This is a genomic window from Streptomyces formicae (genome assembly GCF_002556545.1).
Taxonomy (GTDB): Bacteria; Actinomycetota; Actinomycetes; order Streptomycetales; family Streptomycetaceae; genus Streptomyces; species Streptomyces formicae_A.
In genome coordinates this window covers 5,329,952-5,356,753 of the sequence record NZ_CP022685.1, presented here as the reverse complement: position 1 = coordinate 5,356,753, position 26,802 = coordinate 5,329,952, and the positions used below count along the sequence as shown (strand labels likewise).

Genomic DNA, 26,802 nt, shown 5'->3' with positions numbered 1-26,802 from the left:
GTCTGATGGTTCGTTCGTGCGGACCGCCGGACCTGCGGGTCAGGCGGTCTGCTGGACCTTTTCGGTGGTGTGGAGCCGGTTCTCCTGGTTGCTGACGGCCCGCTTGATGCGCCACAGGCAGACCGCGGCCATCACCGCCTCGAAGGCGGAGAAGATCACCCACATGACCGGGAGCATGTCCGGGTCGTCGCGGTTGAGCAGCACGAACGCGATGATCGTGGGGACGCACAGGCACCACATGAGGACGATCCGCGCCACGAATCCGAAGCGCGCGAGACCGAGGCACTCCAGGACGGCGGAGCCGACCATCGAGAACATGAAGGCCAGGGAGTACGTCCACAGGACGCGCGAGGCGTCCACGGCGTGCGAGGTCACGGCGGAGTCGGCGCCGTCGAGCCCGAAGGGGCTGAGCAGCAGGGTCGGGGTGGCGATCTGGAAGACGGCGACCACGCCCACGTAGACGCCCGAGATGGTCAGGGTGACCCGCATGATGTGCGGGATGTTGCGGTGCAGTCCCGCGCCGACGGCCTTGCCGCACAGGATGTTGCAGCCCATGCCGAGGCCGATCAGGGGGATGACGGCCGCGTAGTTCAGGGACAGCGCGACGTTGTTGGCGGCGAGCGCCACCGAGCCGAGCACCCCGGCGAGCCAGACGAACGCGGTCTGGCCGAGCTCCTCCAGGCTGAGCGAGCCGCCGGCGGGCGCTCCGCGCCGCAGCCGCAGCCACAGCACGTCGACGATCTGCCGCCCGCCCTTGCGCCAGAGCCTGCCGAATCCCGCGGCGTAGCCCTTGGGCAGGAACACGACGTACCCGACGAACATGACGGAGACGGCGCTGAGCGTGCCGAGCGCGGAGCCCCGCGTGCCGAGCTCAGGAAGCCCGAAGCGGCCGAAGACCAGGCCGACGGTCATGACGACGCCGACGATCTGTCCCGCGATGCCGACGGCCATCGGCACCCGGGTGCGGCCCATGCCGTTGAAGTACGAGGAGAGCGCCATGTTGAGCGTCATGACGCTGCCGTACAGCGTGGACAGGCCGAGGAACTGCGCTTCGAGTTCCTGGATGTGCTCGGGCTGGCCGCTGAGCGTGGGCACCCACATCAGGAGCGGGGTGGAGAGCAGGAGCAGGACGGACAGGAGCACGCCGACGACGAAGCCGTTGGCGCCCTCGTCCATGGCGTCCCGCGCGTCGCCCCTGCCGTGCGCCTGCGCCACGTAGGAGCGGGTGATGCCGACCGCCCCCGTGGTGACCATGACCACCGTGGTGGCGGTGAAGACGGCGGGTCCCGACGCCTTGAGCGCGTCCTCCGAGTAGCGGGCCAGGCAGATCCGGTCGACCAGCATCAGGATCAGGTTGCCGACCATGCCGAACATCAAGGGCACGGAGACCCGGACGACCTCGCGCACCGTGGCGAGGTCGAGCAGCCGGGCCCGCTGGGTCACGGAGTCACCCCGGACTCGACGAGCAGGTCGTGGACGCTCTTGAGCAGGGCGTCGCGGCTCGACAGGTCGAAGGGCAGGACGTCGCCGACGTCGAGCATCACGTCGAGCCGCTCCTCGATGCCGACCAGGAACCGCATCTGGTCGAGGGAGCTGACGACGATCTTCGAAGGCTCCGCGTCGGCGGGGACGTCCCGCGCGGCCGCGAGCTGTTCGAGCAGGGCGTCGACGGTGTTCTTCAGGTCTTCCATGACTTCATCCCCCGGTGGGTCGTGTCGCGGGACCGGTGGACCGGTCCTTGGTGCTGCCGAGCAGTCCGTACGACAGCAGGGCGTAGGTGAGGCGGTCCAGGCCGATCCCGGCGCAGCAGGTGGCGTCGGTGCCGAGCTCGCGCAGGCCGAACGAGTCGGCGAACACCTCGCCGTGCGCGTTGACGCTGGCCACGGAGAGTTCGCCGTCGCCGAGCGGCACCCGCACCTCGAACTTGCTCTTGTTGAGCAGCTGGGCCTCGCGGGTCATGGTCGGCGCGTCCCCGAAGAAGGCGTCGGAGGCGCTGACGATGCGGTGCGGGACGCCGAGTTCGGCGAAGAACGCGGTGAACGCCTTCAGCATCCGCTCGAAGTCGAGCGCGATGTCCTCGGCGCTGCCGAGTCCGACGAGTTCGAACATCCTGAACTCGCCGAGCCGGGTGGCGCTGTGGTTGCGCGACTCGTGCCGGAAGACCGGTCCGTCGATCGCGAACACGCCCGTGCCGTAGCGGCTCTTGAGCTCCGCCGCGTTCTCGTACACGTGGTAGCAGGTGACGGGCGTGAGGACGGTGTCGGCAGGGGCGTAGAACGAGTCGAGCGCCCCGGCCTGGTTCGGCCGCAGTTGGGAGACGGTGACGCCGTCCCAGTAGTGGTCGCGGATGCGGGCGACGGCGTTCACCAGGTTCGGGAACTTCTGGTAGTAGCCCGCCCGTACGAGGACGTCCCGGGAGATCTGCGCCGAGCCGGCCAGGAGCGGTGCTCCGAACGGTTCGGCGAGGCGCTCCCTGCACAGCGCCCGCACGTGGTCCATGGCCGCGGTCCACTCGGGCCCGTGCAGGTAGGCGCCCCTGGCGACGGCGATCCGGTCGTCGTCGGGCAGGGCGCAGGCGAGGCCGGGGTTCCCCGCCTGCTCGGTGATGACCGTGGCCGCCACCGCGCGGTGTCCGCGCAGGAAGTGCCGGACCATCTCCCCCAGTTCGGCCTCGGTCGGTCCGGCGGGGACGCCGACCTCGACGCCCTTGTCCAGGAGTTCCACGGTGACGCCGTCGTAGTGGAACCCGAGGGCCTTGCGCAGTTCGTCGGCGGTCCCGGCGTCCACCGGGCGCTCGTGGCGGTATCGCACGCCGTTCACCTCGTGCCCCTTCTCAGATGCGGTGACGCATCGGGACCCAGTCGGCGAGCAGGATGGCCCGCTCGCCCGGCTCCGGGGCGCTGCCCTTGCGGATGGGACCGACGTAGTGGCTGACGAGGTCGTCGGTGATGGCGTACGCCTCCAGCGGGCGCTCCATCTGGAACTCGGTGAGCCGGTCGGCGGGCGGCACGTCCTCGGGCTGCTTGCCGCGGTAGTCGGGGGTGGCGATGAGGTTGGCGCCGCCCTCGGCGTTGTGGCGGTAGATCATGTGGGCGAACACGTAGGGCTCGCCGTCCTGGTGCAGCTCGTTCGGCGAGGACACGGCCTCGTAGCCGTCCTCGGCGATGTGCAGCTTGATCAGGTGGACCCCTACGTAGAGGGGCCAGACCGAGTCGTCCTCGTTCCAGTGCGTCTGGGAGAAGTCGAACTGGATCATGTCGAGGAGGAGCTTGTTGTTGCACACCTCCTCGCTGATGGCGGGGAGGTTGCGGGTGACGTTCACATACTCGGGATTGTTGTCGCCCTGGTAGTAGCCATTCATGCCGTCCCGCGCCTGGCTTTCCGTGGCGGGCATCCAGAAGAATTCCTTGGACCACGGCAGGAATACACCGCGCGCATAGCGGCGGTAGCGTCCTGAGCCGCTTGCGTAAGGGTCTTCGGGGAGATCGTCGTAAGCGGCCCTGAGCGCCTTGTAGTCGGCGTCTTCCTCGCCTATTCCGAAATGGGAAGCAAGATCCCAGCGGTCGTATCCTTGGCGGGCGAGAGTAGAGATGTTTTCGGGCACAGCAAAAATCCCCCGTGAATCGATGAAAGCTTCGATGCGGCAGACAGTAGCCGGGCGAACACAGCATCTCAACGTGATGCAGATCACCAGACCCGCTCGTCATTAGCGCTGATGACAGGACATGCGAGCCCCTTATGTCCGGTATGCGGTCCTTTTCTCGCGGCACTGCCCGTAAATCACGGGGATAGCGCCCGGAGTTCACGGCTCGGACCACCGGGGGGCAGTGCCCCTTTACGCCCCCGGGCGACCTCGCCCGAAGGTGATTGAAGATTGATCAATCTATGCGTGCGGACCCGGGGAAGTTTTGACCCTGGGTTTCGTTGACAGGCGGACAACCCCGTGATTACATCCGTGACCGACAAGCAGTCTGGAAACATGGGGGAATAATGTCGAGCATTGTCATCGACGAGCGCATTTCCGAAGTTCTCAAGGAGATCGCCGAACTGCCGGAATCCTTTGAAATCGCGGCCGAGCAGGATCTCAAGGCCGATCTGAACATCGACTCCCTCAAGTTGATCGACATCGTCGTTCAGGTGGAGGCCGTCCTGGACATCGAACTCGGCGACGAGTTCTCCCGTGATCTGGTCACGGTCGGAGATCTCCAGCGCCAGGTGAGCGAGCACGTCGGAGCCTGACGGTTCCGCACGTCGGAGTCTGAGGTTCCGTGCCATCGGAACCGGAGGTTCCGCGCGCCCGCCCACCCGATTCCAGCGCCACGGAGAATGCGTTGTTTGAGTTCACCCTGGGCCCGGTCGCGCTGTGCGCGCCCGGCCCCGCGGCCGGCCAGGACGAACACGAGGGCCTGCCCCCCGATCTGCACGAGGTCATCGGCACCGCCGGAGACAAGTTCCGCGACGCGTTCACGCGCATCTGCCTCTACCTCGTCCTCGGCGGTGGCGGCGAGGCACCCTCGGAGCCGGAGCGCACGGACGAGGCCCCCGCCCGCACCGACGACACCATCGTGATCGGCACCGAGTACGGCAACACCGCGGCCCTCGCGGGCCTCCAGCGCGCCGCGGCCGAGAAGGGGCGGCTGCTGTCCGCCCAGTACTTCCCCAACGCCACGTCCAGTTCGGCGTCGGCGTTCGTCAACATCCGCACCGGGGCGACCGGCCGCAGCATGACGATCAACGCGGGGACGCTCACCCCGGTCGTGGCCCTCTGGCAGGCCCTCTCGACGCTGCACCAGGAGCGCTCCGACGTCGGCCGCCTCCTGATCGGCGACGTCTACGCGCCGGAGGCCGTCGCCGACGCGGCACTCGACGCGCCCGACGCCACCTGCCGCGACGGCGTCACCCACGCCTTCGTACGCAAGGGCGCGGACCTCACCGCGGAGTTCGCCTTCGGCGCGGCCGACGAGCCCCACGAGGGCGCGCTGCGCACGGTCCGCAGGATCGGCGCCACGGACACCGACGGCGCCACCGCCACCGACACGTCCCCCCTCGCCTTCGAGGAGCGCAACAGCGCCTTCGCCACCCGCGCCTTCCTGGACCTGGTCCACTCCCTGGCGCCCGCGGAGCGCGCGGTCCTCGAATGCCACGCCCCCGACGGCAGGCACGCCACCGTGACGGTGACCCGGCAGCAAGCGAACAGCACGAGCGGGAGGTCCCTGTGAACCGGGGAACAGCAGGCGCGGCGAGCGCATCGGGCGCACCGAGGGTCTTCATCACCGGGCTCGGCGTCATCTCGCCCGCGGGCGCGGGCGTCGAGCCCTTCTGGAACGACCTGTGCGCGGGCCGCAGCCGCTTCGAGGAACTGCCCCCGCTCTACGCGGGGATGAAGCCCGGCATCCTCGGCGGCCGGGTGCCCCAGGACGCCCGCGAGACCGCGCTCGCGCACGTGGACGCGGTCACCAGGGAGCAGCCGAGGGCCGCTTCCCTGTTCGCCGAGTTCGCCGCGCTCGAAGCGCTGCGGGACGCCGGTCTCACCCCCGGCGACGCCGCGCTGCGCTCCGCCGTCGTCTGCGTCGGCAGCAGTGACGGCCAGGCCGAGGCGCTGGAGGACGTGGTCGCGGGGCGCCGCGACATCACCGGCACCGGCGGCTTCTCCAGCTACTCGATCGCCCAGGGCGTGGCCCGCACCGTCGGCGCGTCGGGCCCGGCGTACCTGCTGCAGAGCACCTGCGCGTCGGCGAACGTCGCGCTGTCCTGCGCGCTGGAGATGCTCCGCGCGGGCATCGCGGACACCGCCGTGGTCGGGGGCTGCGACCCGTACTCGGAGAAGAACATCATCGGGTTCAACACCCTCCAGGCGATCGGCCCCAAGCCCTGCAAGCCCTTCACCAAGGGGCGGCGCTTCGTCACGCCGTCGGAGGGCTCGGGCATGTTCGTGCTCCAGACCGAGCGGGCCCTGCGCCCGGACGCGACTCCGTACGCCGAGGTGCTCGCCACCGCCATCAGCAACGACGCGAGCCACCCGACCGCCCCCGACCGCGAGGGCGTCGCCGCCTGTCACCGGCGCTCGCTGGAGGAGGCCGGGCTCAAGGCGGACGACATCGACGTGATCTTCGCGCACGGCACGGGCAGCCGCGCCAACGACACCATCGAGGGCGGCATCTTCGCGGAGCAGTACCCGCGGGCCGCGGTCACCGCGATCAAGAGCACCATCGGGCACCTGATGGGCGCGGCGGGCGCGGCCGGAGTCGTGGCGGCCTGCCTGGCCCTTCGCCACCGCCAGGTGCCGCCGACCGCGGTCGACCCCGACGACGTCGAGCTGGACATCAACCTGGTCACCGGGGGGCCGCTCGCCGTGCCCGACCTGCGGCACGTCCAGAACAACGCGTTCGGGTTCGGCGGCAACAACGCGATCAGCATCTTCCGGAGCGCCTCATGACGGTCGACCCGTCCCGCGCGGAAGAGCCTCCCCCTTCCTCCCTCACGGGCGAGAAGTCGGTGCTGCGCCTCACCTTCGAAGGGCCGCTCGCCGTCCTCACCATGGACAGCGCGCCGATGAACCTGTTCGACGAGGCGATGTGGGCGGCGTGGGCGGACGCGGTCGAGTGGCTGACCGCCCATCCGCCCCGCGCGCTGCTCGTCCGCGCCGAGGGCCGGGTGGTCAGCGCGGGCGTGGACGTACGCGTCTTCGCCGACCTCGACCCGGCCGAAGCGGAGTCCTTCTGGCGTACACACCTGGGCATCACGCAGGCGCTGGAGGCCCTGCCCTGCCCCACGGTGTTCGCCGCGCACTCGCTCACCCTCACCGCCGCCTTCGAACTGGCCCTGGCCTGCGACCTGGTGGTGGCGACGGCACAGGCCCGGTTCGGCCTGGTCGAGCGGAAGATCGCGTTCACCCCGTCGATGGGCGGCACCCAGCGCCTCGCCCTGCGCGCGGGCCCCTCCCGGGCCCGTGAGCTCGTCATGACGGGCGACCTCTACCGAGGCTCCGTGCTCGCCGAGTGGGGCGTGGTCAACGCCCTGTTGCCGCAGGCGTCGTTCGACACCGACGCCCGCGCGTACGCGATGCGCCTGGCCACGGGCCCGACCCGCGCCCACCGGGCCACCAAGGAGATCGTGCGCACCTGCCTCGCCGAGGGCGTCGCGGCGGCGGACGAAGCCCTGCCGCGCATCGCGGCCGAGGTCACGGCGACCAGCGACCACCGACGGGCCGTCACGGCGTTCCTGACGGACGGTCCGGAGCACGAAACCGCGTACGAAGGCCGCTGAAAAACACCTGAGGAGCACCCGCAAGGCCCCCCTCCGCACAGGGCCCGCGCCCTCCCTCCCGTACGCATGTGCCAGGCTGTCGCTCGCAACAAGCCGACACAGGCCGTACAGGGAGGGGTTCGCGGGTGGCCGCGATGCAGCTGACACGGACGCACCGGATACTCATCGGGGTGGTCGTCGCCGGTGCCGTCGTCATCGCCGGGATCGGCTTCGCGGGGTCGTACGCGGCCGTGCGCGAACTCGCCGAGAAGAAGGGCTTCGGCGGCTTCTCGGTGGTCTTCCCGATCGGCATCGACGCGGGCATCTGCGTCCTGCTCGCCCTCGACCTCCTGCTCACCTGGATCCGCATCCCCTTCCCGCTCCTGCGCCAGACGGCGTGGCTGCTGACGGCGGCGACGATCGCGTTCAACGGCGCGGCGGCCTGGCCCGACCCGCTGGGCGTGGGCATGCACGCGGTCATCCCGGTGCTCTTCGTGGTGGCGGTCGAGGCGGCGCGGCACGCGGTGGGCCGGATCGCGGACATCACGGCCGACAAGCACATGGAGGGCGTGCGCCTCACGCGCTGGCTGCTCTCCCCCGTTCCCACGTTCAAGCTGTGGCGCAGGATGAAGCTGTGGGAACTGCGCTCCTACGAGCAGGTCATCAAGCTCGAACAGGACCGCCTGGTCTACCAGGCCCGCCTCCAGGCCCGCTTCGGCCGCTCCTGGCGCCGCAAGGCCCCGGTCGAGTCGCTGATGCCACTGCGCCTGGCCCGCTTCGGCGTCCCCCTCGCGGAGACCGCCCCCGCGGGCCTCGCCGCGGCGGGCATCGAACCGGTCCTGCTCCCGCCCGCCCCCAAGGCGGTGGAGCCGACCCCCCAGCCCCAGCTGACCCCGGCCCCCACGCCCCCGGCCCCGAACCCGCCCAGCCCCAGCCCCAGCCCCAAGCCGAGGCCCAGCCGCCCGAGACGCTCCCGGTGGCCCAGCACGCGAGCCCGTGGTTCGCGGCGCACAACGCCTCGTACGAGCCCGTGGTCCCGTACGACGAGTGGTACGCCGAACAGGAACGCCTCCAGCAGGGACAGCCCACGCAGCAGGAGCAGCCCGCGCGACAGGAACAGCCCGCGCAACACGAGGAGCCCGCGCAGGAGTTCCCGGTCCCGACCGGCGCGGGCGGCACCCGCCCCCTCGGCGACGGCTCTCCGCACCCCCAGCCCGAGCCCGAGCCCATCACCGAGACCGAGCCCCCGGCCGCCCCCACGGACGACGAGCTCTACGAGGTGTTCCGCTACTCGATAGGGGGCGAGGGCATGCCCACCCCGGGCGCGTTCGCGGCCAACGTCGAGGCGACCTACGGCCTGCGCCTCCAGTCCAAAGCCCTGAACAGCTACATGGACCAGTTCACGGCCCGCCTGAACAACGAACTGATGGAAGACCACATCGCGTAACCTCGCAGGCAGGCGCGGGGCGGTTAGGGGCGCGGGGAACTGCGCAATCTTTCAGGGGCGCGAGGAACGGCGCGACCAGCCCCCACCGGCCCGCAGGTGCACTCACCCCCTACCGGCCCAAGACTTCCGCTTCTTCGAAATCTCCGCGTAGACCGCCACCGCGACACCCGCCACGAACAGCACGACGTACAGCGGCGTAGGCACGTCCCACCACTTGTGCAGCATCCCCCAGGGCCCGTCCCCGAAGACGCGCCCCGCGACCCCGAGCCCGCCCTGGACCCCGACAACCCACCCGATGATGGCGACGATTTCCTTCATACGCCAAGCATCACCGGGGGCAGGACGTAGTACGTCCTGCCCCCGGTGGATTCACAGCTAGTCCAAAAGGTGCAGCTACGCGCCGAGCAGCTTGCGAACCCGCTCCGCGCCCACGGCGAGCAGCAGCGTGGGCAGCCGGGGCCCGGTCTCCCGGGTGACGAGGAGCCGGTAGAGCAGCGCGAAGAACGTCCGCTGCGCCACCTTGATCTCCGGCGGCAGCTCCTTCGCCGTCGCGTCGGCGGAGAACCCGGCCCGCACCTTCGGCACCCCGTACACGAGGTGCGTCAGGCCGTCCAGGGACCAGTGCGAGTCGAGCCCGTCGAGGAGCAGCCGAATCGACTCGCGCCCCTCCTCGTCCAGAGACGAGAGCAGCTCCGCGTCCGGCTCGCTCCGCACGATCGTCCGCGCGTCGGCCGGCACCTGCGTGGTGATCCAGTTCTCCGCGCGGTCCAGCCTCGGCCGGACCTCGTCGAGCGACCCGATCGGCGCCGAAGGATCGAGCTCGCGCAGGATTCGCAGGGTCTGGTCCTCCGCCCCGGCGGTGACGTCGGCGACGGACGCCAGCGTCCGGTACGGCAGCGGCCGGGGCGTACGCGGCAGCTCGCCCGCCGCCGTCCGCACGGCCCGCGAGTGCGCCGCCGCGTCGGCGGGAAGCACGGAGCCGTCCGCGACCTTGGACTCCAGCTTGTCCCACTCGTCGTAGAGCCGCTGGATCTCCTGGTCGAAGGCGATCTTGAAGGACTGGTTGGGCTTGCGGCGCGCGTACAGCCAGCGCAGCAGCGGCGCCTCCATGATCTTCAGCGCGTCGCCGGGCGTCGGCACGCCGCCCTTGCTGGACGACATCTTCGCCATGCCGCTGATGCCCACGAAGGCGTACATGGGCCCGATCGGCTGCACGCCGTCGAAGATCTGCCGGACGATCTGCCCGCCGACGACGAAGGAGGACCCGGGGGACGAGTGGTCGACGCCGCTCGGCTCGAAGATCACGCCCTCGTACGCCCAGCGCATCGGCCAGTCGACCTTCCAGACCAGCTTGCCGCGGTTGAACTCGCTCAGCCGGACCGTCTCGCCGAAGCCACAGCCCTCGGCCGCGCAGGTGTAGACGAGCTCGGTGGTCTCGTCGTCGTACGAGACGACGACGGTCAGGTCCTTCTCGCACCGCCCGCAGTAGGGCTTGTACGGGAAGTACCCGCCGGTGCCGCCGCTGCCGTCGTCCTCGCCCGCGGCGCCCGACCCCTCGGCGGCCTCCAGCTCGGCCTCGTCGACGGGCTTCTGCGACTTCTTGCCACCGGCCGCCGCACCCGGCTTCTGCTTGGTCCGGTACTGGTCGAGGATCGCGTCGATGTCGCCCCGGTGCTTCATCGCGTGCAGGACCTGCTCGCGGTAGACCCCGGAGGTGTACTGCGCGGTCTGGCTGATCCCGTCGTACTCCACGCCGAGCTCGTCGAGCGCCTCGGTCATGGCGGCCTTGAAGTGCTCGGCCCAGTTCGCGTACGCGGAGCCCGCCGGGGCCGGGACCGAGGTCAGCGGCTTGCCGATGTGCTCGGCCCAGGACTCGTCGACGCCGGGGACACCGGCCGGGACCTTGCGGTAGCGGTCGTAGTCGTCCCAGGAGATCAGGTGCCTGACCTCGTGGCCGCGGCGGCGGATCTCGTCGGCGACCAGGTGCGGGGTCATGACCTCGCGCAGGTTGCCCAGGTGGATCGGGCCGGACGGGGAGAGTCCGGAGGCGACGACCACAGGTTTGCCCGGGGCACGACGCTCCGACTCGGCGATGACCTCGTCCGCGTAGCGGGAGACCCAGTCGGTGGTATCAGTGCTCTGAGCTGCCACGATCGGCACGTCCTCTTGTTTCCTCGGGATTCTCGGAAGCTGGCGTCAGCCATTGTCCCAGACGGAAGGAGCCGGTCCGGGGTTGCTCCAGGTCGCTCTTATCCAGGAGAAACGGCGTCCACGCTCATGGGACACTTGATGCTCACCTAGCCGCACCCCATTTTCGAGTCCTCACGAGATTCGAGTCCTTACGAGAACGGAAGCTCATGGCCCCGGTCACGTCCCTCACCGCCTCCGTCCACCAGCGCCTCGCGGACGCCCTCTCGGCTGCCCTGCCGGAGGCCGCTCCCGCGGACCCGCTGCTGCGACGTAGCGACCGGGCGGACTTCCAGGCCAACGGCATCCTGGCCCTCGCGAAGAAGGCCAAGGCGAACCCGAGGGAGCTCGCGACCCAGGTCGTCGAGAAGATCACTCACGGCGACCTGCTCGCCGACGTCGAGGTGTCGGGCCCCGGCTTCCTGAACGTGAGGGTCACCGACAAGGCGATCATCGAGACCCTCGCGGCCCGCGCCGCCGACGGCGACCGGCTCGGCGTCCCGCTCAACCCCGACGCGGGCACGACGGTGATCGACTACGCCCAGCCGAACGTGGCGAAGGAGATGCACGTCGGCCACCTGCGCTCGGCGGTCATCGGCGACGCCCTGCGCGCCATGCTGGACTTCACCGGCGAGAAGACGATCGGCCGCCACCACATCGGCGACTGGGGCACGCAGTTCGGCATGCTCATCCAGTACCTGATCGAGAACCCCGACCAGCTGGCCCCGGCCGCCGATGTCGACGGCGAGCAGGCCATGTCGAACCTGAACCGCGTCTACAAGGCGTCGCGCGCGGTCTTCGACGCGGACGAGGCGTTCAAGGAGCGGGCCCGCAAGCGGGTCGTCGCCCTCCAGTCCGGCGACAAGGAGACCCTCGACCTGTGGCAGCGGTTCGTGGACGAGTCGAAGGTCTACTTCTACTCGGTCTTCGAGAAGCTGGACATGGAGGTCCGCGACGACGAGATCGTCGGTGAGTCCGCGTACAACGACCTGATGCCGGAGACGGCCCGCCTCCTTGAGGAATCGGGCGTGGCCGTCCGCTCCGAGGGCGCGCTCGTCGTCTTCTTCGACGAGATCCGGGGCAAGGACGACCAGCCGGTCCCGCTGATCGTGCAGAAGGCGGACGGCGGCTTCGGCTACGCGGCGTCCGACCTCTCGGCGATCCGCAACCGCGTCCTGGACCTGAACGCCACGACGCTCCTCTACGTGGTGGACGTGCGCCAGTCCCTCCACTTCAAGATGGTCTTCGAGGCGGCCCGCCGGATGGGCTGGCTGAACGACGACGTCACCGCGCACAACATGGGCTACGGCACGGTGCTCGGCGCCGACGGCAAGCCCTTCAAGACGCGCGCGGGCGAGACGGTACGCCTGGAAGACCTCTTGGACGAGGCGGTCGACCGCGCGACGACAGTCGTCCGCGAGAAGGCCGAAAAGATCGGCCTCTCGGAAGACGAGATCACCGAGAACGGCCGCTACGTGGGCATCGGCGCGGTGAAGTACGCGGACCTCTCCACCTCGGCGAACCGCGACTACAAGTTCGACCTGGACCAGATGGTCTCGCTCAACGGCGACACGTCGGTCTACCTCCAGTACGCCTACGCCCGCATCAAGTCGATCCTCCGCAAGGCGGAAGCGGCGTCCCCCGCCGCCCACCCGGAGCTGGAACTGGCCCCCGCGGAGCGCGCGTTGGGCCTCCACCTGGACGCCTTCGGCGAACAGCTGGCAGACGCGACAGCGGAATACGCCCCCCACAAGCTGGCGGCGTACCTCTACCAACTGGCCTCGCTCTACACGACGTTCTACGACCAGTGCCCGGTCCTCAAGGCGGACACCACCGCCCAGACCGAGAACCGCCTGTTCCTCTGCGCCCTAACGGCCAACACCCTCCACAAGGGCATGTCCCTCCTGGGCATCAGGACCCCCGAGCGCCTGTAACTCCCCCCTTCCCCCGCGCCCCCTCCCGAGGGGTCTTTAGGGGCGCGGGGAACTGCGCAGTCTTTCAGGGGCGCGGGGAACGGCGCAGGTAGTTAGGGGCGCGGGGAACGGCGCAGGTAGTTAGGGGCGCGGGGAACTGCGCAATCTTGAAGCCGCACCCTGAGACGGCCGAGGGGAACCGGAGGGTCTAGGGGCGCGGGGAACGGCGCAAATCCTTAAGCCCCGCCCCCAACCTCCGCAACCCTTCCCCAATCTCATCCACAGCCTGCGTCACAAAGCACAACCGCAACGTGCCAACATCAGGCGCCCCCGCAAAGAACGGCGCCCCCGGCACATAAGCCACGTCATGCGCAATGACAGACGGCAACAACGCCCCCGCATCCCACCCGGAGGGCAACGTCACCCAGACGAACATGCCCCCCTCGGGCCGCCCCCACCGCGCCCCCGAGGGCAACACCTCCCCCAGCCCCGCAAGCATCGCGTCCCGCCGCTCCCGGTACACCCCACCCACCCGGGCAACATGCGCATCAAGATCACAGTCGGCCAAGTACCGAGCCGCGGCAAGCTGATTGACCGTAGGCGTATGCAGATCCGCCGCCTGCTTGGCGACGACACAAGCCCGCACCAGCGCCGCAGGCCCCCGCAACCACCCCAGCCGCAACCCCGGCGCCATCACCTTGGAAAAGCTCCCGAGCAACACCGTCCGGTCCTCGGCCCCGGGATACGTGGCGACCCACGGCACCCGCTCCCCCTCGAACCGCAGTTCCCCATAAGGATCGTCCTCGACGATCCACAGCCCGCGCCGCCCGGCAATCCGAGCAATCGCCGCCCGCCGCTCCGCAGGCAACGTGCGCCCCGTCGGATTCTGAAAAGTGGGCACGGTGTAGAGCAACTTCGGCCGATGCCGCACGACGAGCGCATCAAGAGCATCCGGATCGATGCCCGCCCCGTCGCAAGGCACGGGCACCACACGCGCCCCCGCAAACGCGAAGGCTTGCAGAGCGGCCAAATAACAGGGGTCCTCAACAAGAACCGTGTCACCGGGCTCGACCAACGCCGTGGCAAGCAACGAAAGTCCCTGCTGGGACCCGGTGGTGACAAGCAGGTCATCCGCCACCGTCGCCAGCCCCCGCACCGCGAACCGCTCGGCGAGCGCCGCGCGCAGCGACGGCTCCCCCTCGGTCGTCGAGTACTGCAAGGCCCGCTCGGGCGTCTCCGCGAGGACCGCGCGGAAGGCCGCGGCTATCCCGTCGGCGTCGAAGAGTTCGGGCGCGGGCAGGCCGCCCGCGAAGTTGATGACCTCGGGCCGCGCGGTGACCGCGAGGATGTCGCGTACGGGCGAGCCGCCCACGTCACGGGCACGGGAGGCCAACTCGGGGACGGGCGCGTCGGCAACGGTCATCTGCGGCTCCTTGGCTCTGCTGGTTCCCGGCAGCGTAAGGAACCGCATGCCGCCTACACACGCCATTCCGGGATACGGACTAGGCGGGCGGGTCGGGCACGTCGTCGTTGTCGCGGTTCGTCCGCGTCCACTTCTTGCTGTTGAGCGAGAAGGCGTAGACGGGACGGTTCTTGTCACCGCTCGTGGCGAACGGCTTGCCCTTGTCGTCGATGCGGATCGTGCCGCTGCGGCCCCCGCTCGACCAGGTCAGCTCCAAGTACCAGCGTACGTAACGGTTGTTGACGGACGCGTTGACGTAGAACGCCTCCGCGTCGTTCGCGCTCACCTTGTAGGGGAAGGTGTCGTTCTCGTCCTCCGGCTTCAGCCGGGGCGCCGCCGAGTCCAGGTCGGTGGTGAAGGAGTGCTTGGGCACTCCGCTCCCACAACCGACGCCGAGGTACGCCGTCTTGAAGGTGTTCCACGCAAGGGGCGCGCCGGAACCGGCGACGCGGACGTTCAGCGACTCCAGGACGACGGCCTCCTTGCCCTTGCCCTGCACGGTGACCCGCACGGTCTGGTCCCGGGCGGCTACGGCGCCGTTCGCGGACGCCCAGGCGGGGGCGTCCTGTTCCCCGGGGGGCGGGGAGAGTTCGGTCGGGGACTTGTCGACGAGGTAGGGGGCGGGGCAGCCGCCCGGCCACTGGTGGGGCTGGGTGGAGACGCTCACCGGCACGCCGTCCTGGCCGGTACCGGCACCGCCCTTGCCGCCGTCCCCGCTGCCCGGGGCGCCGCCGTTCTTGTCCTCGCCCGCCTTGCCCTCGCTCTCCGGGCCCTCGGACCCCTTCGCACCCTTGCCCGCCTTGTCCTTGTCGTCCTTGTCGGACGACTTCCCCGGCGGCTCCTTCGAGGGGGAGACGGACTCGGCGCCGGAAGGACCCTTCCCCCACTCCCCGTCCTCCGCGGTCGGGGAGTTGACGGACGCGCGGTCGCGCTTGCCGCCGTCGGACGCGGCCTGCACGGCGACGGCGGTGGCGCCGAGCGCGAAGACGACACCGGCGGCGACGAGCACGCGTGCCCTGGGCAACCTTCTGCCCACGCGCGTACCGGCGTCGGCCGGGGCCCTGCCGATAACGATGTCGGGCGCGTCGTCAGGCCCGCCGGAGCCGCGGGAGCGGCCGGAGTCGCCGGAACCCTCGACTTGGGAGTCCGGACCTACGGATCCGGAGCCACCAGCACCAGCAGCGACAGCACCAGCGGCATCAACATCAGCACCAGCACCAGCACCAGCACCAGCACCAGCACCAGCACCAGAAGCCTCTGAGACCTCAGCGGCCGCACCCGCCGGGCCAGCCGTCCCCTCCCTGCGATCGCCCCGCGTCGCGTCCGCCAGGATCCACCGCCGGTGGACCTCGACCATCTCCTCGCGCGAGGCCCCGCACACCCGGGCGAGCCGCTCCAGCGGAGCGAACTCCGTGGGCACGGCCGACCCCTTCACATACCGGTGCAGCGTCGACGTCGACACATGCAACCGCTTGGCCAGAGCCCCGTAGCTGAGCCCGGACCGCTCCTTCAGCTCCCGCAGCAACTCCGCGAGATCGCCCGCCCCCACGCTCTCTCCCATCCCGTTCGACCGTTCCAAGGAACGGAGTTTTCGCAGCTCACAGCCGTACGAACATCCCAGCGCCGCCAACCCCCCGTACCACGCTGGCCGCTGGGACAGAACACCGCACAAGCTCTGAGCCATACAAGCACGCCGTGTCCGGGCCCTTCCCGGCGCGGCTCACGTCTGCCGCATCACATGGAAAGAGACCAGCCATGCGACTCTCCACCAAGGCCACCGCAGCGGCCGCCGCCATCGCCGCCACCCTCTCCCTCGCCGCGATCGGCACCGCGTCGACCGCGTCGGCCGCGCCCTCGGCCGCCAAGGCGGCGCCGGTCACCTGCACCGCCGCGAACACCAAGGTCACCGTCCAGCAGGTCGACCGTCCCATCAACCACCTGCTCCTGAAGGCCAAGAACACGGGCACGAAGACCTGCTTCGCGTACGGCGCCCCGTTCCTCCGCTTCGACCAGGCGCAGTCCGCCACGCCGTGGGTGGAGGACAGCAAGCCCCAGGCGGTCGTCACGCTTGAGCCCGGCCAGACCGCGTACGCGGGAATCGGCACCTCTTCGCCGGAGGGTTCGGAGGGCTACCAGGCCCACAGCCTGGGCGTCCACTTCTCCAACCGGAACATGGACGGCAGCGTGGGCAACCCGGCCTCGGCCAAGCTCCCCGCGGGCGGCGTCTACGTCGACAGCTCGGCCTACGTCACGTACTGGCAGACGTCGGCGGCGGACGCCCTCCAGTGGTGACAGGGCCCGCGCCTTCGGCGTCGCAACGTAGGGATGGATGAGGTCCACGTCCAGGTGGGACGCCACCGAGGTGCGAGTTGGTTGCAGGTGGGACGGAATGGCGCCGACACCCGTGGAAGTACGGGTGGGTTTGTTGATTCACCGGGCGGCGGTGACGCTCTGTATCCATCATGGAACAGCGTGCGCACCCGTGACAGAAATTTGTACGGGTGCGCACGGGTGAAATGATCTCCGCATACGGGGAGTTGAGCGCCATGCCACCGAGGAACCGCCGCCGGAAGAACGCCTCCGCCATGAAGATGCTGGGCGCGCAGGTCGCCGCGCTGCGCCGGGCGGCGGGCCTGACCCAGCGCGAACTCTCCCAGCGGCTCCTCGTGGACGAGGAGACGGTCGCCTCGATCGAGCAGGGCCGCCGTCCGCTGAAGGCGGATCTCGGGGCGGCGCTGGACGAGATCCTGGACGCGAAGGGTGTGTTGACGGCCGCGCTGGAGAACATGCCGGAGGTCGATCTGTTTCCTCGGTGGGCCGAGGAGTACATGGATCTGGAGCGTGAGGCGATCGCGCTGTCCTGGTACGACAACCAGGTGCTGCCGGGTCTGCTCCAGACGGAGGCGTACGCCTACGCGGTCTTCAGCAACGACGTCCCAACCCCCGCAGAGGACGAGCTTGGTCATCGGGTCGCGGCACGCATGGAGCGCCAAGAGATTCTGCATCGCAAGAACCCGCCAAGGACGAGCTTTGTCATCTCCGAGGCACCGCTGATGGACCGGCTGGGCGGAGACGAAGTACGCGAAGAGCAGCTACGCCGACTACGCGGTTGGGCGGATCTGCCTGGGACCACTCTCCAGGTCATGCCACTTGGGCGCGCACATCACGCCGGGCTGGTGGGCCCATTCATCCTCATCGAGACCCCCGATCACCAGCACCTCGCCTACACCGATGTACCCCACGGCAGCCAAATGATCGCTGACCCAGATGCGGTGGCCCACTTGGAGCACAGGTATGCGATGCTGCGGTCACAGGCCCTCAACCCCCAAGAGACGAAGGACCTGTTGAACCGTCTGCTAGGAGAGCAATGAGCAGCGCACTCACGTGGTTCAAGGCGAGTTACAGCAACGATCAGGGCGGCGCCTGCCTCGAAGCCGCCTACGACTGGCACAAGTCGACCTACAGCAGCGACCAAGGCGGCCAGTGCCTAGAGATCGCCGCCCACCCCGCCGCCATCCACATCCGCGACTCCAAGAACCCCACGGGCCCCACCCTCACCGTCACCCCGGACACGTGGACCCGCTTCCTGAACCAGACCTACTGACCCGCGCTGCCGACCGGGCCGACCTCGACCGGGGACGCCAGCGTCGAGGCGCCCGGCCAGTCCAGCGTGACCGACTCCGTCTCGTGCGGCGGGGTCACGACGAGACCGGTCACGTGGATCCCGGAGCCACCCGCGTCGTGCGCCGGGTAGGTGATGCCGAAGGCGACCGAATCGCCGTCCTTGAGGACCCTCGGGGCGGACGCCCGGCCCGTACGCCTGGCTGACAGATCGCCCTCGCCCGTCGTCAGGTCGACGCCCGCGTACCCGGAGATCGCGCAGTCCAGGCCGCTGCCGTTCGTCAGCGTCACGGCGACGGAGCTGTCGCGGTCGCCCTCCACGGTGCTGTCCGAAGCCGAGATCTCAAGCCCGTCCGTACGGCACTTGTCGACCCCCACGACCGAGCCGCCGCTGCCCGCCGAGGGGTCGACGGCGATCGTGGACGTGGACACCCGTACGCCCATGCCGTCGCCGTTGCACGCGGTGAGCGTGAGCGCGGAGACGAGGGAGAGACCGGCGACCACCGAGCGGGTCGTGGTGCGGGTGAACTTCACTGGGAGCCCCCGGGAACAAGGAACGTGTGGCACGGCCATGAGCGAAACAGCCCCGGCCCCAGCGACACAAGGAATCCCCGCCGATCTGGCACGCTGGAACGATTTTACCCACGTGACCTGGGCAAACGCCCTCCGCTGGAACGCCTCCTTGGGACGTCCTCACACACACCTCACGGTAAGTACCCACAAAAAAGTCGGTACTTGTCGCCCTTCGCGCCGCCGGGAAGGATCGAAGGCGTCCCCACCGGAAACCACCTCCGACAGGAGCTCCCCAGCCATGCCCACCCAGTCCCCCGTCACCGTCCTCGGCCTCGGCCTCATGGGCTCCGCCCTCGCCGCCGCGCTGCTCAAGGCGGGCCACGCCACCACCGTGTGGAACCGCACCGCCGCCAAGACGGGACCGCTCGCCGCCCAGGGCGCGACCCCGGCCGTCACGGCGAAGGACGCCATCGAAGCCGCGCCCCTCGTCATCGTCTGCCTCACCACCAACGACAACGTCCGCGCCCTGCTCGAACCCGAGGCCACCGCCCTCAAGGGCCGCACGGTCGTGAACCTCACCAACGGCTCCCCGGCCCAGGCGAGGGAGCTCGCGGACTGGGCGGCGGCGCACGGCATCACCTACATCGACGGCGGCATCATGGCCGTACCGCAGATGATCGCGACGCCCGGCGCGTACATCCTCTACAGCGGCAGGGACGAGGCGGCCTTCGCGACGCACCGCGAGACCCTCTCCGCACTCGCCGACACCAAGTGGGTCGGCACCGACCCGGGCCTCGCGGCGCTCTACGACCTGTCCCTGCTCACCGGCATGTACGGCATGGTGATGGGCGTCTCCCAGGCGTACGCGCTGATCGGCAGCGAGGGCATCCCGGCCCGCGAGTTCGCCCCGCTGCTCACCGACTTCATCGTCGCGATGACGCACGGCCTGGTGCCGGGCGGCGCCGAGGCGCTGGACTCGGGCCGGCACCTCACGGACGTCTCGAACCTCGCCATGAACCGCCAGGCGTTCGCCAACTTCACCAGCGCGTTCAACGAACAGGGCCTGCGCACCGACCTGTTCGACCCGCTCCAGGACCTCCTGGACCGGGCGGTCGAGCAGGGCCACGGCGCCGACGGCCTGTCCCGCCTGGCCCTGCTACTCAAGAAGGACTGAGCGATCACCGCCCCCTCAGGGGACGAGCACGACCTTCCCCGTGGTCTCGCGCCGCTCCATCGCGGCATGCGCGTCGGCCGCCCGCGCCAGCGGGAACGCCTGCCAGGCGGCCACCAACTCCCCCTTGGCGGCGGCCTCCAGGGCGGCCCGCTCGCGCTCGGGGGCACGCTCGGGGCTGCCGATCAGCTCCAGCAAGGCATTCACGTACGACGTGCCGTGCTCGGCGAGTTCCTCGGGCGTCGGCTCGAAGGGCTCCTGCGAGGCCCACCCGATGGCCACGAACCGCCCGCCCTCGCCGAGCAACTCATAGGCACCGGCCGCCTTCTGACCGCCCACGCCATCGAGCACGACGCTGACGGGCCGCTCCGCGCCGAGCCGCTCACGGACGGCGTCCGCCCACCCGGCCTCGTTGTAGTCGACGACGACATCGGCGCCCAGGGCCCGTACGTCAGCGGTCTTGGCGTCCCCGCCCGCCGCGCCGACAACGGTGGCACCGAGCGCGTGGGCGTACTGCACGACGAGCCGCCCGACCCCACCGGCGGCGGAGGTCACCAACACCACGTCGTCGGGCTTGAGTTGAGCGGAATCGAGCAGCCCCATGGTGGTCGCCCCGGTCATCACCATGGTCACCGCGTCCTCGGGCCTGAGTCCGACGGGCAGCACATGCAGCCCTTCGACGTCGGCGACGGACAGCTCGGCGTACCCACCGGGCGTCGTACGCGAGGCCACCACGGACCGCCCCAGCCACTCGGGATCGACGCCCGGCCCCACGGCGTCCACGGTCCCTGCGACCTCACCACCGAGGACGGCGGGCAACTCGGGCAGCGGCGGCGCCATGTCGGAGGCATCGCCCCGACGCATCACGGTCTCGACGAAGTGAACTCCCGCGGCCCGCACGGCGATCCGCACCTGCCCGACCCCGGCGACGGGATCGGGCAGGGTCTCGTACCGCAGGTTCTCGGCGGACCCGAACTCGTGCAGAACAACAGCGCGCATGGTGTGCTCCCCAAAACGTCAGAACGTCGATGCACACCACCCTCTGACCTAAAGCGGACTTGAGGTCAAGAGGAGCGCCCCGTAAGGGGCGCGGGGAACTGCGCGAGCAACCAGCACGGCGCTAAAGCCGACGAGCGACCTCAGTGGCCCAGTACGTAAGAATCATGTTCGCGCCCGCCCGCTTGATCCCCGTCAGGGATTCCATGATCGCCGCATCCCTGTCAATCCAGCCCCGCTGAGCCGCCGCCTCGATCATGGAGTACTCCCCACTGATCTGGTACGCGGCAACCGGCACCTCCACCGCGTCGGCGACCTTCGCCAGGATGTCGAGGTAGGGCCCCGCGGGCTTGACCATGACCATGTCCGCGCCCTCCTCCAGGTCGAGCGCAAGCTCCCGCAGGGACTCACGGCTGTTGGCCGCGTCCTGCTGGTACGTCTTGCGGTCACCCTTGAGCGACGAGCCGACCGCCTCGCGGAACGGGCCGAAGAAGGCGGAGGAGTACTTCACGGCGTACGCGAGGATCGACACGTCCTCGTGGCCGACCTGGTCCAACGCGTCGCGGATGACGCCGATCTGACCGTCCATCATGCCGCTGGGACCCACCACGTGGGCGCCCGCGTCGGCCTGGACCTGGGCCATCTCTGCGTACCGCTCAAGGGTCGCGTCGTTGTCGACGCGGCCCTTGTCGTCGAGCACACCGCAGTGCCCGTGGTCGGTGGTCTCGTCCAGGCACAGGTCGGACATGACGATGAGGTCGTCACCGACCTCGGCCCGCACGTCGCGGAGCGCGACCTGGAGGATGCCGTCCGGGTCGGTGCCGGGCGTGCCGAGGGCGTCCTTCTTGGACTCCTCGGGGACGCCGAAGAGCATGATCCCGGAGACCCCGGCCTCCATCGCCTCGACGGCGGCCTTCTTCAGGGAGTCGCGGGTGTGCTGGAAGACCCCGGGCATCGCGCCGATCTCCACCGGCGAGCTGATGCCCTCGCGCACGAACGCGGGCAGGATCAGATCGGCCGGATGCAGCCGCGTCTCGGCGACCATGCGCCGCATGGCGGGGGTGGTCCGCAGCCGACGCGGCCGCGCTCCGGGGAAGGATCCGTACTTAGTCACTGACGTCACCTGGATTCGTGGTGCTGCTGTTGTGGGGCGGGCCGCAGGCCCGCCCCACCGAACCTACGGCGCGGTGCGTCGCCGACGCGAACCGGGCCGACGCTCACTGGGCCGGGTGACAGGGTCCCCCGCCTCCAGCGACGCGGCTCTCCGCCGAGATCCGAACTCGGCCAACGCCTCGGCCAGCTTGTGGACCGACGGCTCGGGAGCCATCACGTCCACCCGGAGCCCGTGCTCCTCCGCGGTCTTGGCCGTCGCCGGGCCGATACACGCGATCACGGTCACGTTGTGCGGCTTGCCCGCGATGCCGACGAGGTTCCGCACGGTCGACGAGGAGGTGAAGAGCACGGCGTCGAAGCCACCGCCCTTGATCGCCTCGCGCGTCTCGGCCGGCGGCGGCGAAGCGCGCACGGTCCGGTAGGCGGTGACGTCGTCGACCTCCCAGCCGAGGTCGATCAGGCCCGCGACCAGAGTCTCCGTGGCGATGTCGGCCCGCGGCAGGAAGACGCGGTCGATCGGGTCGAAGACCGGGTCGTACGGCGGCCAGTCCTCAAGGAGACCGGCGGCGGACTGCTCACCGCTGGGCACCAGGTCCGGCTTGACGCCGAAGGCGATCAGCGCGGCGGCGGTCTGCTCGCCGACGGCCGCGACCTTGATCCCGGCGAAGGCCCGCGCGTCGAGCCCGTACTCCTCGAACTTCTCGCGCACCGCCTTGACCGCGTTGACGCTGGTGAAGGCGATCCACTCGTAGCGACCCGTGACGAGGCCCTTGACCGCGCGCTCCATCTGCTGGGGCGTGCGCGGCGGTTCGACCGCGATGGTCGGCACCTCGTGCGGCACCGCGCCGTACGAACGCAGCTGGTCGGAGAGCGAGGCCGCCTGCTCCTTCGTGCGCGGCACCAGCACCCGCCACCCGAAGAGCGGCTTCGACTCGAACCACGACAGCTGGTCGCGCTGGGCGGCGGCCGAGCGTTCGCCGACCACGACTATGACGGGCTGCCCGCCGTCCGGCGACGGCAGCACCTTGGCCTGCTTGAGGACCTGCGCGATGGTGCCGAGCGTCGCGGTCCAGGTGCGCTGGCGCGTCGTCGTACCGGCCACCGTCACGGTCATCGGGGTGTCGGGCTTGCGGCCCGCGGACACCAGCTCACCGGCGGCCGACGCCACCGAGTCGAGCGACGTGGAGACGACGACAGTGCCGTCCGAGACACCCACCTCGTTCCAGCAACGGTCCGACGCCGTACGGGCGTCGACGAAGCGCACGTCCGTGCCCTCCGCGTCGCGCAGCGGCACACCCGCGTAGGCGGGCACGCCGACGGCGGCCGCGATGCCGGGCACCACCTCGAAGGAGATGCCCTCGGCGGCGCAGGCGAGCATCTCGCCCGCCGCGTAGGTGTCGAGGCCCGGATCGCCGCTGACCGCGCGCACGACCCGCCTGCCGCCCCTCGCTGCCTCCATGACAAGATTGGCGGCGGCTCGGGCAGAGGGCGTGTCAACGGCCGCTGACGCCTCGTCAGCAACCGTCGGCCGGGGTGTGTCCACACCTCCCCTGGCGTGCGGGCGGACGACGTCGAGCACATCGGGCTCGGCGATCAGCACATCCGCTCGGGCCAGCGCCTCGACGGCGCGCAGGGTCAGCAGTCCCGGATCTCCGGGTCCGGCACCCAGGAAGGTGACGTGCCCGTGTGCGGGAGTGCCGGGAAGGTTCGAGGTGGGGCTCAAAGTGCTCGCTCCCCCATCAGACCGGCCGCGCCCTTGGCGAGCATCTCGGCCGCGAGTTCGCGGCCCAGCGCCATGGCTTGGGTCTCCGTCTCGGGCACGGGACCGGTGGTGGACAGCTGCACCAGCGTCGAGCCGTCGGTCGTACCGACGACGCCGCGCAGGCGCATTTCCTTGACAATCTGCCCGTCGGCCAGCAAGTCGGCCAGCGCGCCCACGGGGGCGCTGCAACCGGCTTCCAGGGCGGCGAGCAGGGACCGCTCGGCGGTCACGGCGGCCCGGGTGTACGGGTCGTCGAGCTCGGCGAGCGCGGCGGCGAGTGACGCGTTGTGCGCGGCACATTCGATCGCCAGTGCCCCCTGGCCGGGGGCGGGCAGAACAGTGTCGACCGACAGGAAGTCGGTCACCTCGTCGAGCTTGCCGACGCGGCTGAGTCCGGCTGCGGCGAGCACGACGGCGTCGAGCTCTCCCTTGTGCACGTATCCGATGCGGGTGTCGATGTTCCCTCGGATCGGCACGGTCTCGATGGTCATGCCGTGGCTGCGCGCGTAGGCGTTCAGCTGCGCCATGCGGCGCGGCGACCCCGTGCCCACGCGGGCGCCGTTCGGCAGCTCGGGGAAGGTCATGCCGTCGCGCGCGACCATGATGTCGCGCGGGTCCTCGCGCACCGGCACGGCGGCGAGGGTCAGCTCGTCGGGCTGCGCGGTGGGCAGGTCCTTGAGCGAGTGCACGGCGAAGTCGACCTCGTCGCGGGCGAGCGCCTCGCGCAGGGCGGCGACGAACACACCGGTGCCGCCGATCTGCGCCAGGTGCTCGCGGGAGGTGTCGCCGTACGTGGTGATCTCCACGAGCTCGACGGTCCTGCCCGTCAACTGCTGTACGGCCTCGGCCACTTGGCCGGACTGGGCCATGGCCAGCTTGCTGCGCCTGGTCCCGAGCCTGAGGGCCCTCTCGGTCATGCCCGGCCTCGATTCGGGTCGTCGTTCTCGTTGTTCGTGTGGTCGGCGCGGCTGACCGCGGCGACCGTCTGCGGGTCGAGGTCGAACAGCGTGCGCAGCGCGTCCGCGTACCCGGCGCCGCCCGGCTCACTGGCCAGCTGCTTGACCCGCACCGTCGGCGCGTGCAGCAGCTTGTCGACGACGCGGCGCACGGTCTGCGTGATCTCCGCGCGTTGCTTGTCCTCAAGTCCCGGCAGGCGCCCTTCGAGGCGCGCCATCTCACCGGCCACCACGTCGGCGGCCATGGTGCGCAGGGCGACCACGGTCGGCGTGATGTGCGCGGCCCGCTGCGCGGCACCGAACGCGGCGACCTCGTCGGAGACGATGCCCCGCACCATCTCCACGTCGTCGGCCATCGGGGCGTCCGCGGACGCCTCGGCGAGCGACTCGATGTCGACCAGGCGCACCCCGTCGACGCGGTGCACGGCGGCGTCGATGTCCCGCGGCATGGCGAGGTCGAGCAGCGCGAGCACAGCGGTACGGGCGGGCCCCGCCGACGGCGACGGCGAGGGACGGCGCAGCTCGGGCACCCGGCCCGACGCGCTCGCGGCCGTCACCAGGGCGGCGATGGCCCCGGCCTCCGCCTGCGGTCCGCTCTCACGCCGCTCGGCGGGCGCGTTGTCCACCCAGGCGGCGTGCTGTTCCAGGGTCGCGGCGTCCATGCCCGCGACGGCGTCCTCACCGGCGACGGAGAAACCGCCGGGCGCGGAGAGGTCGAAGGGGCAGTCCTCGTCGCCCGCGACGACCGGTCGTACGGCCTTCTCCGCGGGGCTTTCGACCCGGCTGCCCGCGGTGGGCGTGCGTCCGGCGACGGCCGCCGTGATGGCCTCCGCGGTCAGCACGAGACCGGTCGCGCCGGTACAGGAGACGGCCACGTCGGCACGTGTCAGTTCGTCCGCGACGGAGTCCATGGGGACGGCACGCGCGCTCACGCCGGTGCCGCCGGGCCCGCTCAGGATCTCGGCGAGCCGCTCGGCGCGCTCCAACGTGCGGTTGGCGACGACGACTTCCTCGACCCCGGCGCGCGCGAGCGTCGCCGCGGCCAGCGAGGACATGGAGCCCGCGCCGATCACCAGGACGCGCTTGCCCTTGGCCCAGGTCTCCACCGGCTCGCGCACGGCGAGCTGTTCGAGTCCGAAGGTGACGAGCGACTGCCCGGCCCGGTCGATGCCGGTCTCCGAGTGCGCCCGCTTGCCGACGCGCAGGGCCTGCTGGAAGAGGTCGTTGAGGAGCTTGCCCGCGGTGTGCAGCTCCTGCGAGCGCGCCAGGGCGTCCTTGATCTGCCCGAGGATCTGCCCCTCGCCGACGACCATCGAGTCGAGTCCGCAGGCCACCGAGAAGAGGTGGTGGACCGCCCGGTCCTCGTAGTGGACGTACAGATAAGGGGTGAGCTCTTCGAGGCTGACGCCGCTGTGCCGCGCGAGCAGCGTGGACAGCTCGGCGACGCCCGCGTGGAACTTGTCCACGTCGGCGTAGAGCTCGATGCGGTTGCACGTGGCGAGCACCGCGGCCTCGGCGGCGGGCTCGGCGGCGAGCGTGTCCTGCAACAGCTTGGCCTGCGCGTCCACGTCGAGCGCGGCCCGCTCGAGGACGCTGACCGGTGCGCTGCGGTGACTCAGCCCCACGACCAGGAGACTCATGCCGGCATCACGGCGGGGACGTCCCCGTCGGGTCCCTTGCGCTGCTGCTTGGCGGCGGCGGGCGGCAGCACGCCGTCGGCGGCCGCCGCTTCCTCACCGGCCTTGCGCTGCTCGTGGAAGGCGAGGATCTGGAGCTCGATGGAGAGGTCGACCTTGCGCACGTCGACGCCGTCCGGGACGGACAGGACGGTCGGCGCGAAGTTCAGGATGGAGGTCACACCGGCGGCCACCAGCCGCTCGCAGACCTGCTGGGCGGCACCGGCCGGGGTCGCGATGACGCCGATGGAGACGCCGTTGTCCTCGATGATCTTTTCGAGCTCGTCGGTGTGCTGCACAGAGATCCCCGCGACGGGCTTTCCGGCCATTGCCGGATCGGCGTCGATCAGGGCCGCGACGCGGAAACCACGCGAGGCGAAGCCGCCGTAATTGGCGAGCGCGGCGCCGAGGTTACCGATACCGACGATCACAACCGGCCAGTCCTGGGTCAGACCCAGTTCACGGGAGATCTGGTACACGAGATACTCGACGTCGTAGCCCACGCCTCGCGTCCCGTACGAACCGAGGTACGAGAAGTCCTTGCGCAGCTTCGCGGAGTTGACCCCCGCGGCGGCCGCGAGCTCCTCGGAGGAGACCGTGGGTACCGAGCGCTCCGACAGAGCGGTGAGGGCTCGGAGGTACAGCGGAAGCCTGGCGACGGTGGCCTCGGGAATCCCTCGGCTGCGGGTCGCCGGTCGGTGAGTTCGGCCAGTTGCCACGGTGCTCCTGCGGGTAGAGCG

The 26,802-nt window shown here is 70.3% G+C and carries 25 protein-coding genes and 2 pseudogenes; 11 read left to right on the top strand and 16 right to left on the bottom strand.

Annotated elements, in window-relative coordinates; translation table 11 throughout:
* Window positions 1–39 precede the first annotated feature (39 nt).
* Genes KY5_RS23210 through KY5_RS23195 form a run of 4 tightly spaced genes read right to left on the bottom strand, consistent with a single transcriptional unit; the run spans window position 40 to window position 3,604 of the window.
* Complete coding sequence (locus KY5_RS23210) at window positions 40–1,443, bottom strand: MATE family efflux transporter (protein WP_199843194.1); 1,404 nt, start codon at window positions 1,441–1,443, stop codon at window positions 40–42.
* On the bottom strand, window positions 1,440–1,691 hold the full coding sequence (locus tag KY5_RS23205; protein WP_098244059.1) for a hypothetical protein: 252 nt from the start codon (window positions 1,689–1,691) through the stop codon (window positions 1,440–1,442). The genes KY5_RS23210 and KY5_RS23205 overlap by 4 nt, the downstream gene beginning before the upstream one ends.
* A gap of 4 nt (window positions 1,692–1,695) precedes the next feature.
* Window positions 1,696–2,820, bottom strand: a complete 1,125-nt coding sequence (locus tag KY5_RS23200; protein WP_098244058.1) for a hypothetical protein — start codon at window positions 2,818–2,820, stop codon at window positions 1,696–1,698.
* 13 nt (window positions 2,821–2,833) lie between these two features.
* Window positions 2,834–3,604: a 2OG-Fe dioxygenase family protein gene (locus KY5_RS23195; protein ID WP_098244057.1), complete on the bottom strand. Its 771-nt coding sequence runs from the start codon at window positions 3,602–3,604 to the stop codon at window positions 2,834–2,836.
* Between the two features lie 386 nt (window positions 3,605–3,990).
* On the opposite strand from KY5_RS23195, the gene KY5_RS23190 reads away from it, so the two are divergent.
* The 6 genes and pseudogenes from KY5_RS23190 (at window position 3,991) to KY5_RS43250 (ending at window position 8,692) form a co-directional block, all read left to right on the top strand.
* Window positions 3,991–4,239, top strand: a complete 249-nt coding sequence (locus tag KY5_RS23190; protein WP_098244056.1) for an acyl carrier protein — start codon at window positions 3,991–3,993, stop codon at window positions 4,237–4,239.
* 92 nt (window positions 4,240–4,331) lie between these two features.
* Entirely contained in the window at window positions 4,332–5,219 is an 888-nt protein-coding gene (locus tag KY5_RS23185; protein ID WP_098244055.1) for a hypothetical protein, read from the top strand.
* Window positions 5,216–6,436 (top strand): beta-ketoacyl synthase N-terminal-like domain-containing protein, encoded by a 1,221-nt coding sequence (locus KY5_RS23180; RefSeq protein WP_159072588.1) that lies wholly within the window; start codon window positions 5,216–5,218, stop codon window positions 6,434–6,436. The genes KY5_RS23185 and KY5_RS23180 overlap by 4 nt, the downstream gene beginning before the upstream one ends.
* The gene (locus tag KY5_RS23175; protein ID WP_098244053.1) at window positions 6,433–7,266 is read left to right on the top strand and encodes an enoyl-CoA hydratase/isomerase family protein; all 834 of its coding nucleotides are present in this window, start codon (window positions 6,433–6,435) and stop codon (window positions 7,264–7,266) included. The genes KY5_RS23180 and KY5_RS23175 overlap by 4 nt, the downstream gene beginning before the upstream one ends.
* Before the next feature lie 125 nt (window positions 7,267–7,391).
* Window positions 7,392–8,103 (top strand): annotated as a pseudogene (locus tag KY5_RS43255) (DUF2637 domain-containing protein); the annotation flags it as partial.
* Window positions 8,104–8,554: 451 nt separating this feature from the next.
* Window positions 8,555–8,692, top strand: coding sequence for a hypothetical protein (locus KY5_RS43250; RefSeq protein WP_418952811.1), 138 nt, complete (start codon window positions 8,555–8,557; stop codon window positions 8,690–8,692).
* 102 nt (window positions 8,693–8,794) lie between these two features.
* Here the strand turns inward: KY5_RS43250 and KY5_RS23165 are convergent, their stop codons facing one another.
* Both KY5_RS23165 and lysS read right to left on the bottom strand, forming a co-directional pair.
* On the bottom strand, window positions 8,795–9,010 hold the full coding sequence (locus KY5_RS23165; protein WP_098244052.1) for a hypothetical protein: 216 nt from the start codon (window positions 9,008–9,010) through the stop codon (window positions 8,795–8,797).
* Between the two features lie 75 nt (window positions 9,011–9,085).
* Window positions 9,086–10,852 (bottom strand): lysine--tRNA ligase, encoded by a 1,767-nt coding sequence (gene lysS / locus KY5_RS23160; protein WP_199843192.1) that lies wholly within the window; start codon window positions 10,850–10,852, stop codon window positions 9,086–9,088.
* Between the two features lie 197 nt (window positions 10,853–11,049).
* On the opposite strand from lysS, the gene argS reads away from it, so the two are divergent.
* Window positions 11,050–12,813: an arginine--tRNA ligase gene (gene argS / locus KY5_RS23155; protein ID WP_098244051.1), complete on the top strand. Its 1,764-nt coding sequence runs from the start codon at window positions 11,050–11,052 to the stop codon at window positions 12,811–12,813.
* A 187-nt stretch (window positions 12,814–13,000) separates the two neighbouring features.
* On the opposite strand, the gene KY5_RS23150 is transcribed toward argS, so the two are convergent.
* The 3 genes and pseudogenes from KY5_RS23150 to KY5_RS42625 all read right to left on the bottom strand — a co-directional run.
* Window positions 13,001–14,215 (bottom strand): PLP-dependent aminotransferase family protein, encoded by a 1,215-nt coding sequence (locus KY5_RS23150; RefSeq protein ID WP_098244050.1) that lies wholly within the window; start codon window positions 14,213–14,215, stop codon window positions 13,001–13,003.
* A gap of 79 nt (window positions 14,216–14,294) precedes the next feature.
* Complete coding sequence (locus KY5_RS42630; protein WP_234363285.1) at window positions 14,295–15,278, bottom strand: hypothetical protein; 984 nt, start codon at window positions 15,276–15,278, stop codon at window positions 14,295–14,297.
* 387 nt (window positions 15,279–15,665) lie between these two features.
* A pseudogene (locus KY5_RS42625) lies at window positions 15,666–15,815 on the bottom strand (helix-turn-helix domain-containing protein); the annotation flags it as partial.
* Between the two features lie 194 nt (window positions 15,816–16,009).
* Here KY5_RS42625 and KY5_RS23140 point away from each other — a divergent pair.
* From KY5_RS23140 to KY5_RS23130, 3 genes are all read left to right on the top strand, one after another.
* On the top strand, window positions 16,010–16,546 hold the full coding sequence (locus tag KY5_RS23140; RefSeq protein WP_098244048.1) for a DUF4232 domain-containing protein: 537 nt from the start codon (window positions 16,010–16,012) through the stop codon (window positions 16,544–16,546).
* Between the two features lie 293 nt (window positions 16,547–16,839).
* Window positions 16,840–17,625: a helix-turn-helix transcriptional regulator gene (locus KY5_RS23135; RefSeq protein ID WP_324963842.1), complete on the top strand. Its 786-nt coding sequence runs from the start codon at window positions 16,840–16,842 to the stop codon at window positions 17,623–17,625.
* Window positions 17,622–17,858, top strand: a complete 237-nt coding sequence (locus KY5_RS23130; protein ID WP_098244047.1) for a DUF397 domain-containing protein — start codon at window positions 17,622–17,624, stop codon at window positions 17,856–17,858. Before KY5_RS23135 ends, KY5_RS23130 begins: the two co-directional genes overlap by 4 nt.
* Here the strand turns inward: KY5_RS23130 and KY5_RS23125 are convergent.
* Window positions 17,852–18,409: a DUF4232 domain-containing protein gene (locus KY5_RS23125; protein WP_234362828.1), complete on the bottom strand. Its 558-nt coding sequence runs from the start codon at window positions 18,407–18,409 to the stop codon at window positions 17,852–17,854. The genes KY5_RS23130 and KY5_RS23125 overlap by 7 nt on opposite strands.
* A gap of 277 nt (window positions 18,410–18,686) precedes the next feature.
* On the opposite strand from KY5_RS23125, the gene KY5_RS23120 reads away from it, so the two are divergent.
* The gene (locus tag KY5_RS23120; protein WP_098244045.1) at window positions 18,687–19,562 is read left to right on the top strand and encodes an NAD(P)-dependent oxidoreductase; all 876 of its coding nucleotides are present in this window, start codon (window positions 18,687–18,689) and stop codon (window positions 19,560–19,562) included.
* A 15-nt stretch (window positions 19,563–19,577) separates the two neighbouring features.
* Here the strand turns inward: KY5_RS23120 and KY5_RS23115 are convergent, their stop codons facing one another.
* The 6 genes from KY5_RS23115 to KY5_RS23090 all read right to left on the bottom strand — a co-directional run bounded on the left by KY5_RS23115 (window position 19,578) and on the right by KY5_RS23090 (window position 26,781).
* A complete protein-coding gene (locus KY5_RS23115) occupies window positions 19,578–20,558 on the bottom strand; it encodes a zinc-binding dehydrogenase (protein ID WP_098244044.1) in 981 nt (326 codons plus the stop codon).
* 121 nt (window positions 20,559–20,679) lie between these two features.
* Window positions 20,680–21,669, bottom strand: coding sequence for a porphobilinogen synthase (gene hemB, locus KY5_RS23110; protein ID WP_098244043.1), 990 nt, complete (start codon window positions 21,667–21,669; stop codon window positions 20,680–20,682).
* A gap of 63 nt (window positions 21,670–21,732) precedes the next feature.
* Window positions 21,733–23,391 (bottom strand): uroporphyrinogen-III synthase, encoded by a 1,659-nt coding sequence (locus KY5_RS23105; protein WP_098244042.1) that lies wholly within the window; start codon window positions 23,389–23,391, stop codon window positions 21,733–21,735.
* Window positions 23,388–24,347 carry a hydroxymethylbilane synthase gene (hemC, locus tag KY5_RS23100; RefSeq protein WP_098244041.1) on the bottom strand — a complete coding sequence of 320 codons (960 nt, stop codon included), beginning with the start codon at window positions 24,345–24,347 and terminating at the stop codon, window positions 23,388–23,390. The genes KY5_RS23105 and hemC overlap by 4 nt, the downstream gene beginning before the upstream one ends.
* Window positions 24,344–26,026, bottom strand: a complete 1,683-nt coding sequence (locus tag KY5_RS23095) for a glutamyl-tRNA reductase (RefSeq protein WP_098244040.1) — start codon at window positions 26,024–26,026, stop codon at window positions 24,344–24,346. Before KY5_RS23095 ends, hemC begins: the two co-directional genes overlap by 4 nt.
* The gene (locus KY5_RS23090) at window positions 26,023–26,781 is read right to left on the bottom strand and encodes a redox-sensing transcriptional repressor Rex (RefSeq protein ID WP_098244039.1); all 759 of its coding nucleotides are present in this window, start codon (window positions 26,779–26,781) and stop codon (window positions 26,023–26,025) included. Before KY5_RS23090 ends, KY5_RS23095 begins: the two co-directional genes overlap by 4 nt.
* Window positions 26,782–26,802 lie beyond the last annotated feature (21 nt).

Excerpts from the sequence above, each read along its gene's own strand:
- KY5_RS23205 (WP_098244059.1), bottom strand. The coding sequence starts at position 1,691 with ATGGAAGACCTGAAGAACACCGTCGACGCCCTGCTCGAACAGCTCGCG.
- KY5_RS23190 (WP_098244056.1), top strand. The coding sequence starts at position 3,991 with ATGTCGAGCATTGTCATCGACGAGCGCATTTCCGAAGTTCTCAAGGAG.
- KY5_RS23175 (WP_098244053.1), top strand. The coding sequence starts at position 6,433 with ATGACGGTCGACCCGTCCCGCGCGGAAGAGCCTCCCCCTTCCTCCCTC.
- KY5_RS43250 (WP_418952811.1), top strand. The coding sequence starts at position 8,555 with ATGCCCACCCCGGGCGCGTTCGCGGCCAACGTCGAGGCGACCTACGGC.
- KY5_RS23165 (WP_098244052.1), bottom strand. The coding sequence starts at position 9,010 with ATGAAGGAAATCGTCGCCATCATCGGGTGGGTTGTCGGGGTCCAGGGC.
- argS (WP_098244051.1), top strand. The coding sequence starts at position 11,050 with ATGGCCCCGGTCACGTCCCTCACCGCCTCCGTCCACCAGCGCCTCGCG.
- KY5_RS23150 (WP_098244050.1), bottom strand. The coding sequence starts at position 14,215 with ATGACCGTTGCCGACGCGCCCGTCCCCGAGTTGGCCTCCCGTGCCCGT.
- KY5_RS23140 (WP_098244048.1), top strand. The coding sequence starts at position 16,010 with ATGCGACTCTCCACCAAGGCCACCGCAGCGGCCGCCGCCATCGCCGCC.
- KY5_RS23135 (WP_324963842.1), top strand. The coding sequence starts at position 16,840 with ATGAAGATGCTGGGCGCGCAGGTCGCCGCGCTGCGCCGGGCGGCGGGC.
- KY5_RS23130 (WP_098244047.1), top strand. The coding sequence starts at position 17,622 with ATGAGCAGCGCACTCACGTGGTTCAAGGCGAGTTACAGCAACGATCAG.
- KY5_RS23120 (WP_098244045.1), top strand. The coding sequence starts at position 18,687 with ATGCCCACCCAGTCCCCCGTCACCGTCCTCGGCCTCGGCCTCATGGGC.
- KY5_RS23115 (WP_098244044.1), bottom strand. The coding sequence starts at position 20,558 with ATGCGCGCTGTTGTTCTGCACGAGTTCGGGTCCGCCGAGAACCTGCGG.
- hemC (WP_098244041.1), bottom strand. The coding sequence starts at position 24,347 with ATGACCGAGAGGGCCCTCAGGCTCGGGACCAGGCGCAGCAAGCTGGCC.
- KY5_RS23095 (WP_098244040.1), bottom strand. The coding sequence starts at position 26,026 with ATGAGTCTCCTGGTCGTGGGGCTGAGTCACCGCAGCGCACCGGTCAGC.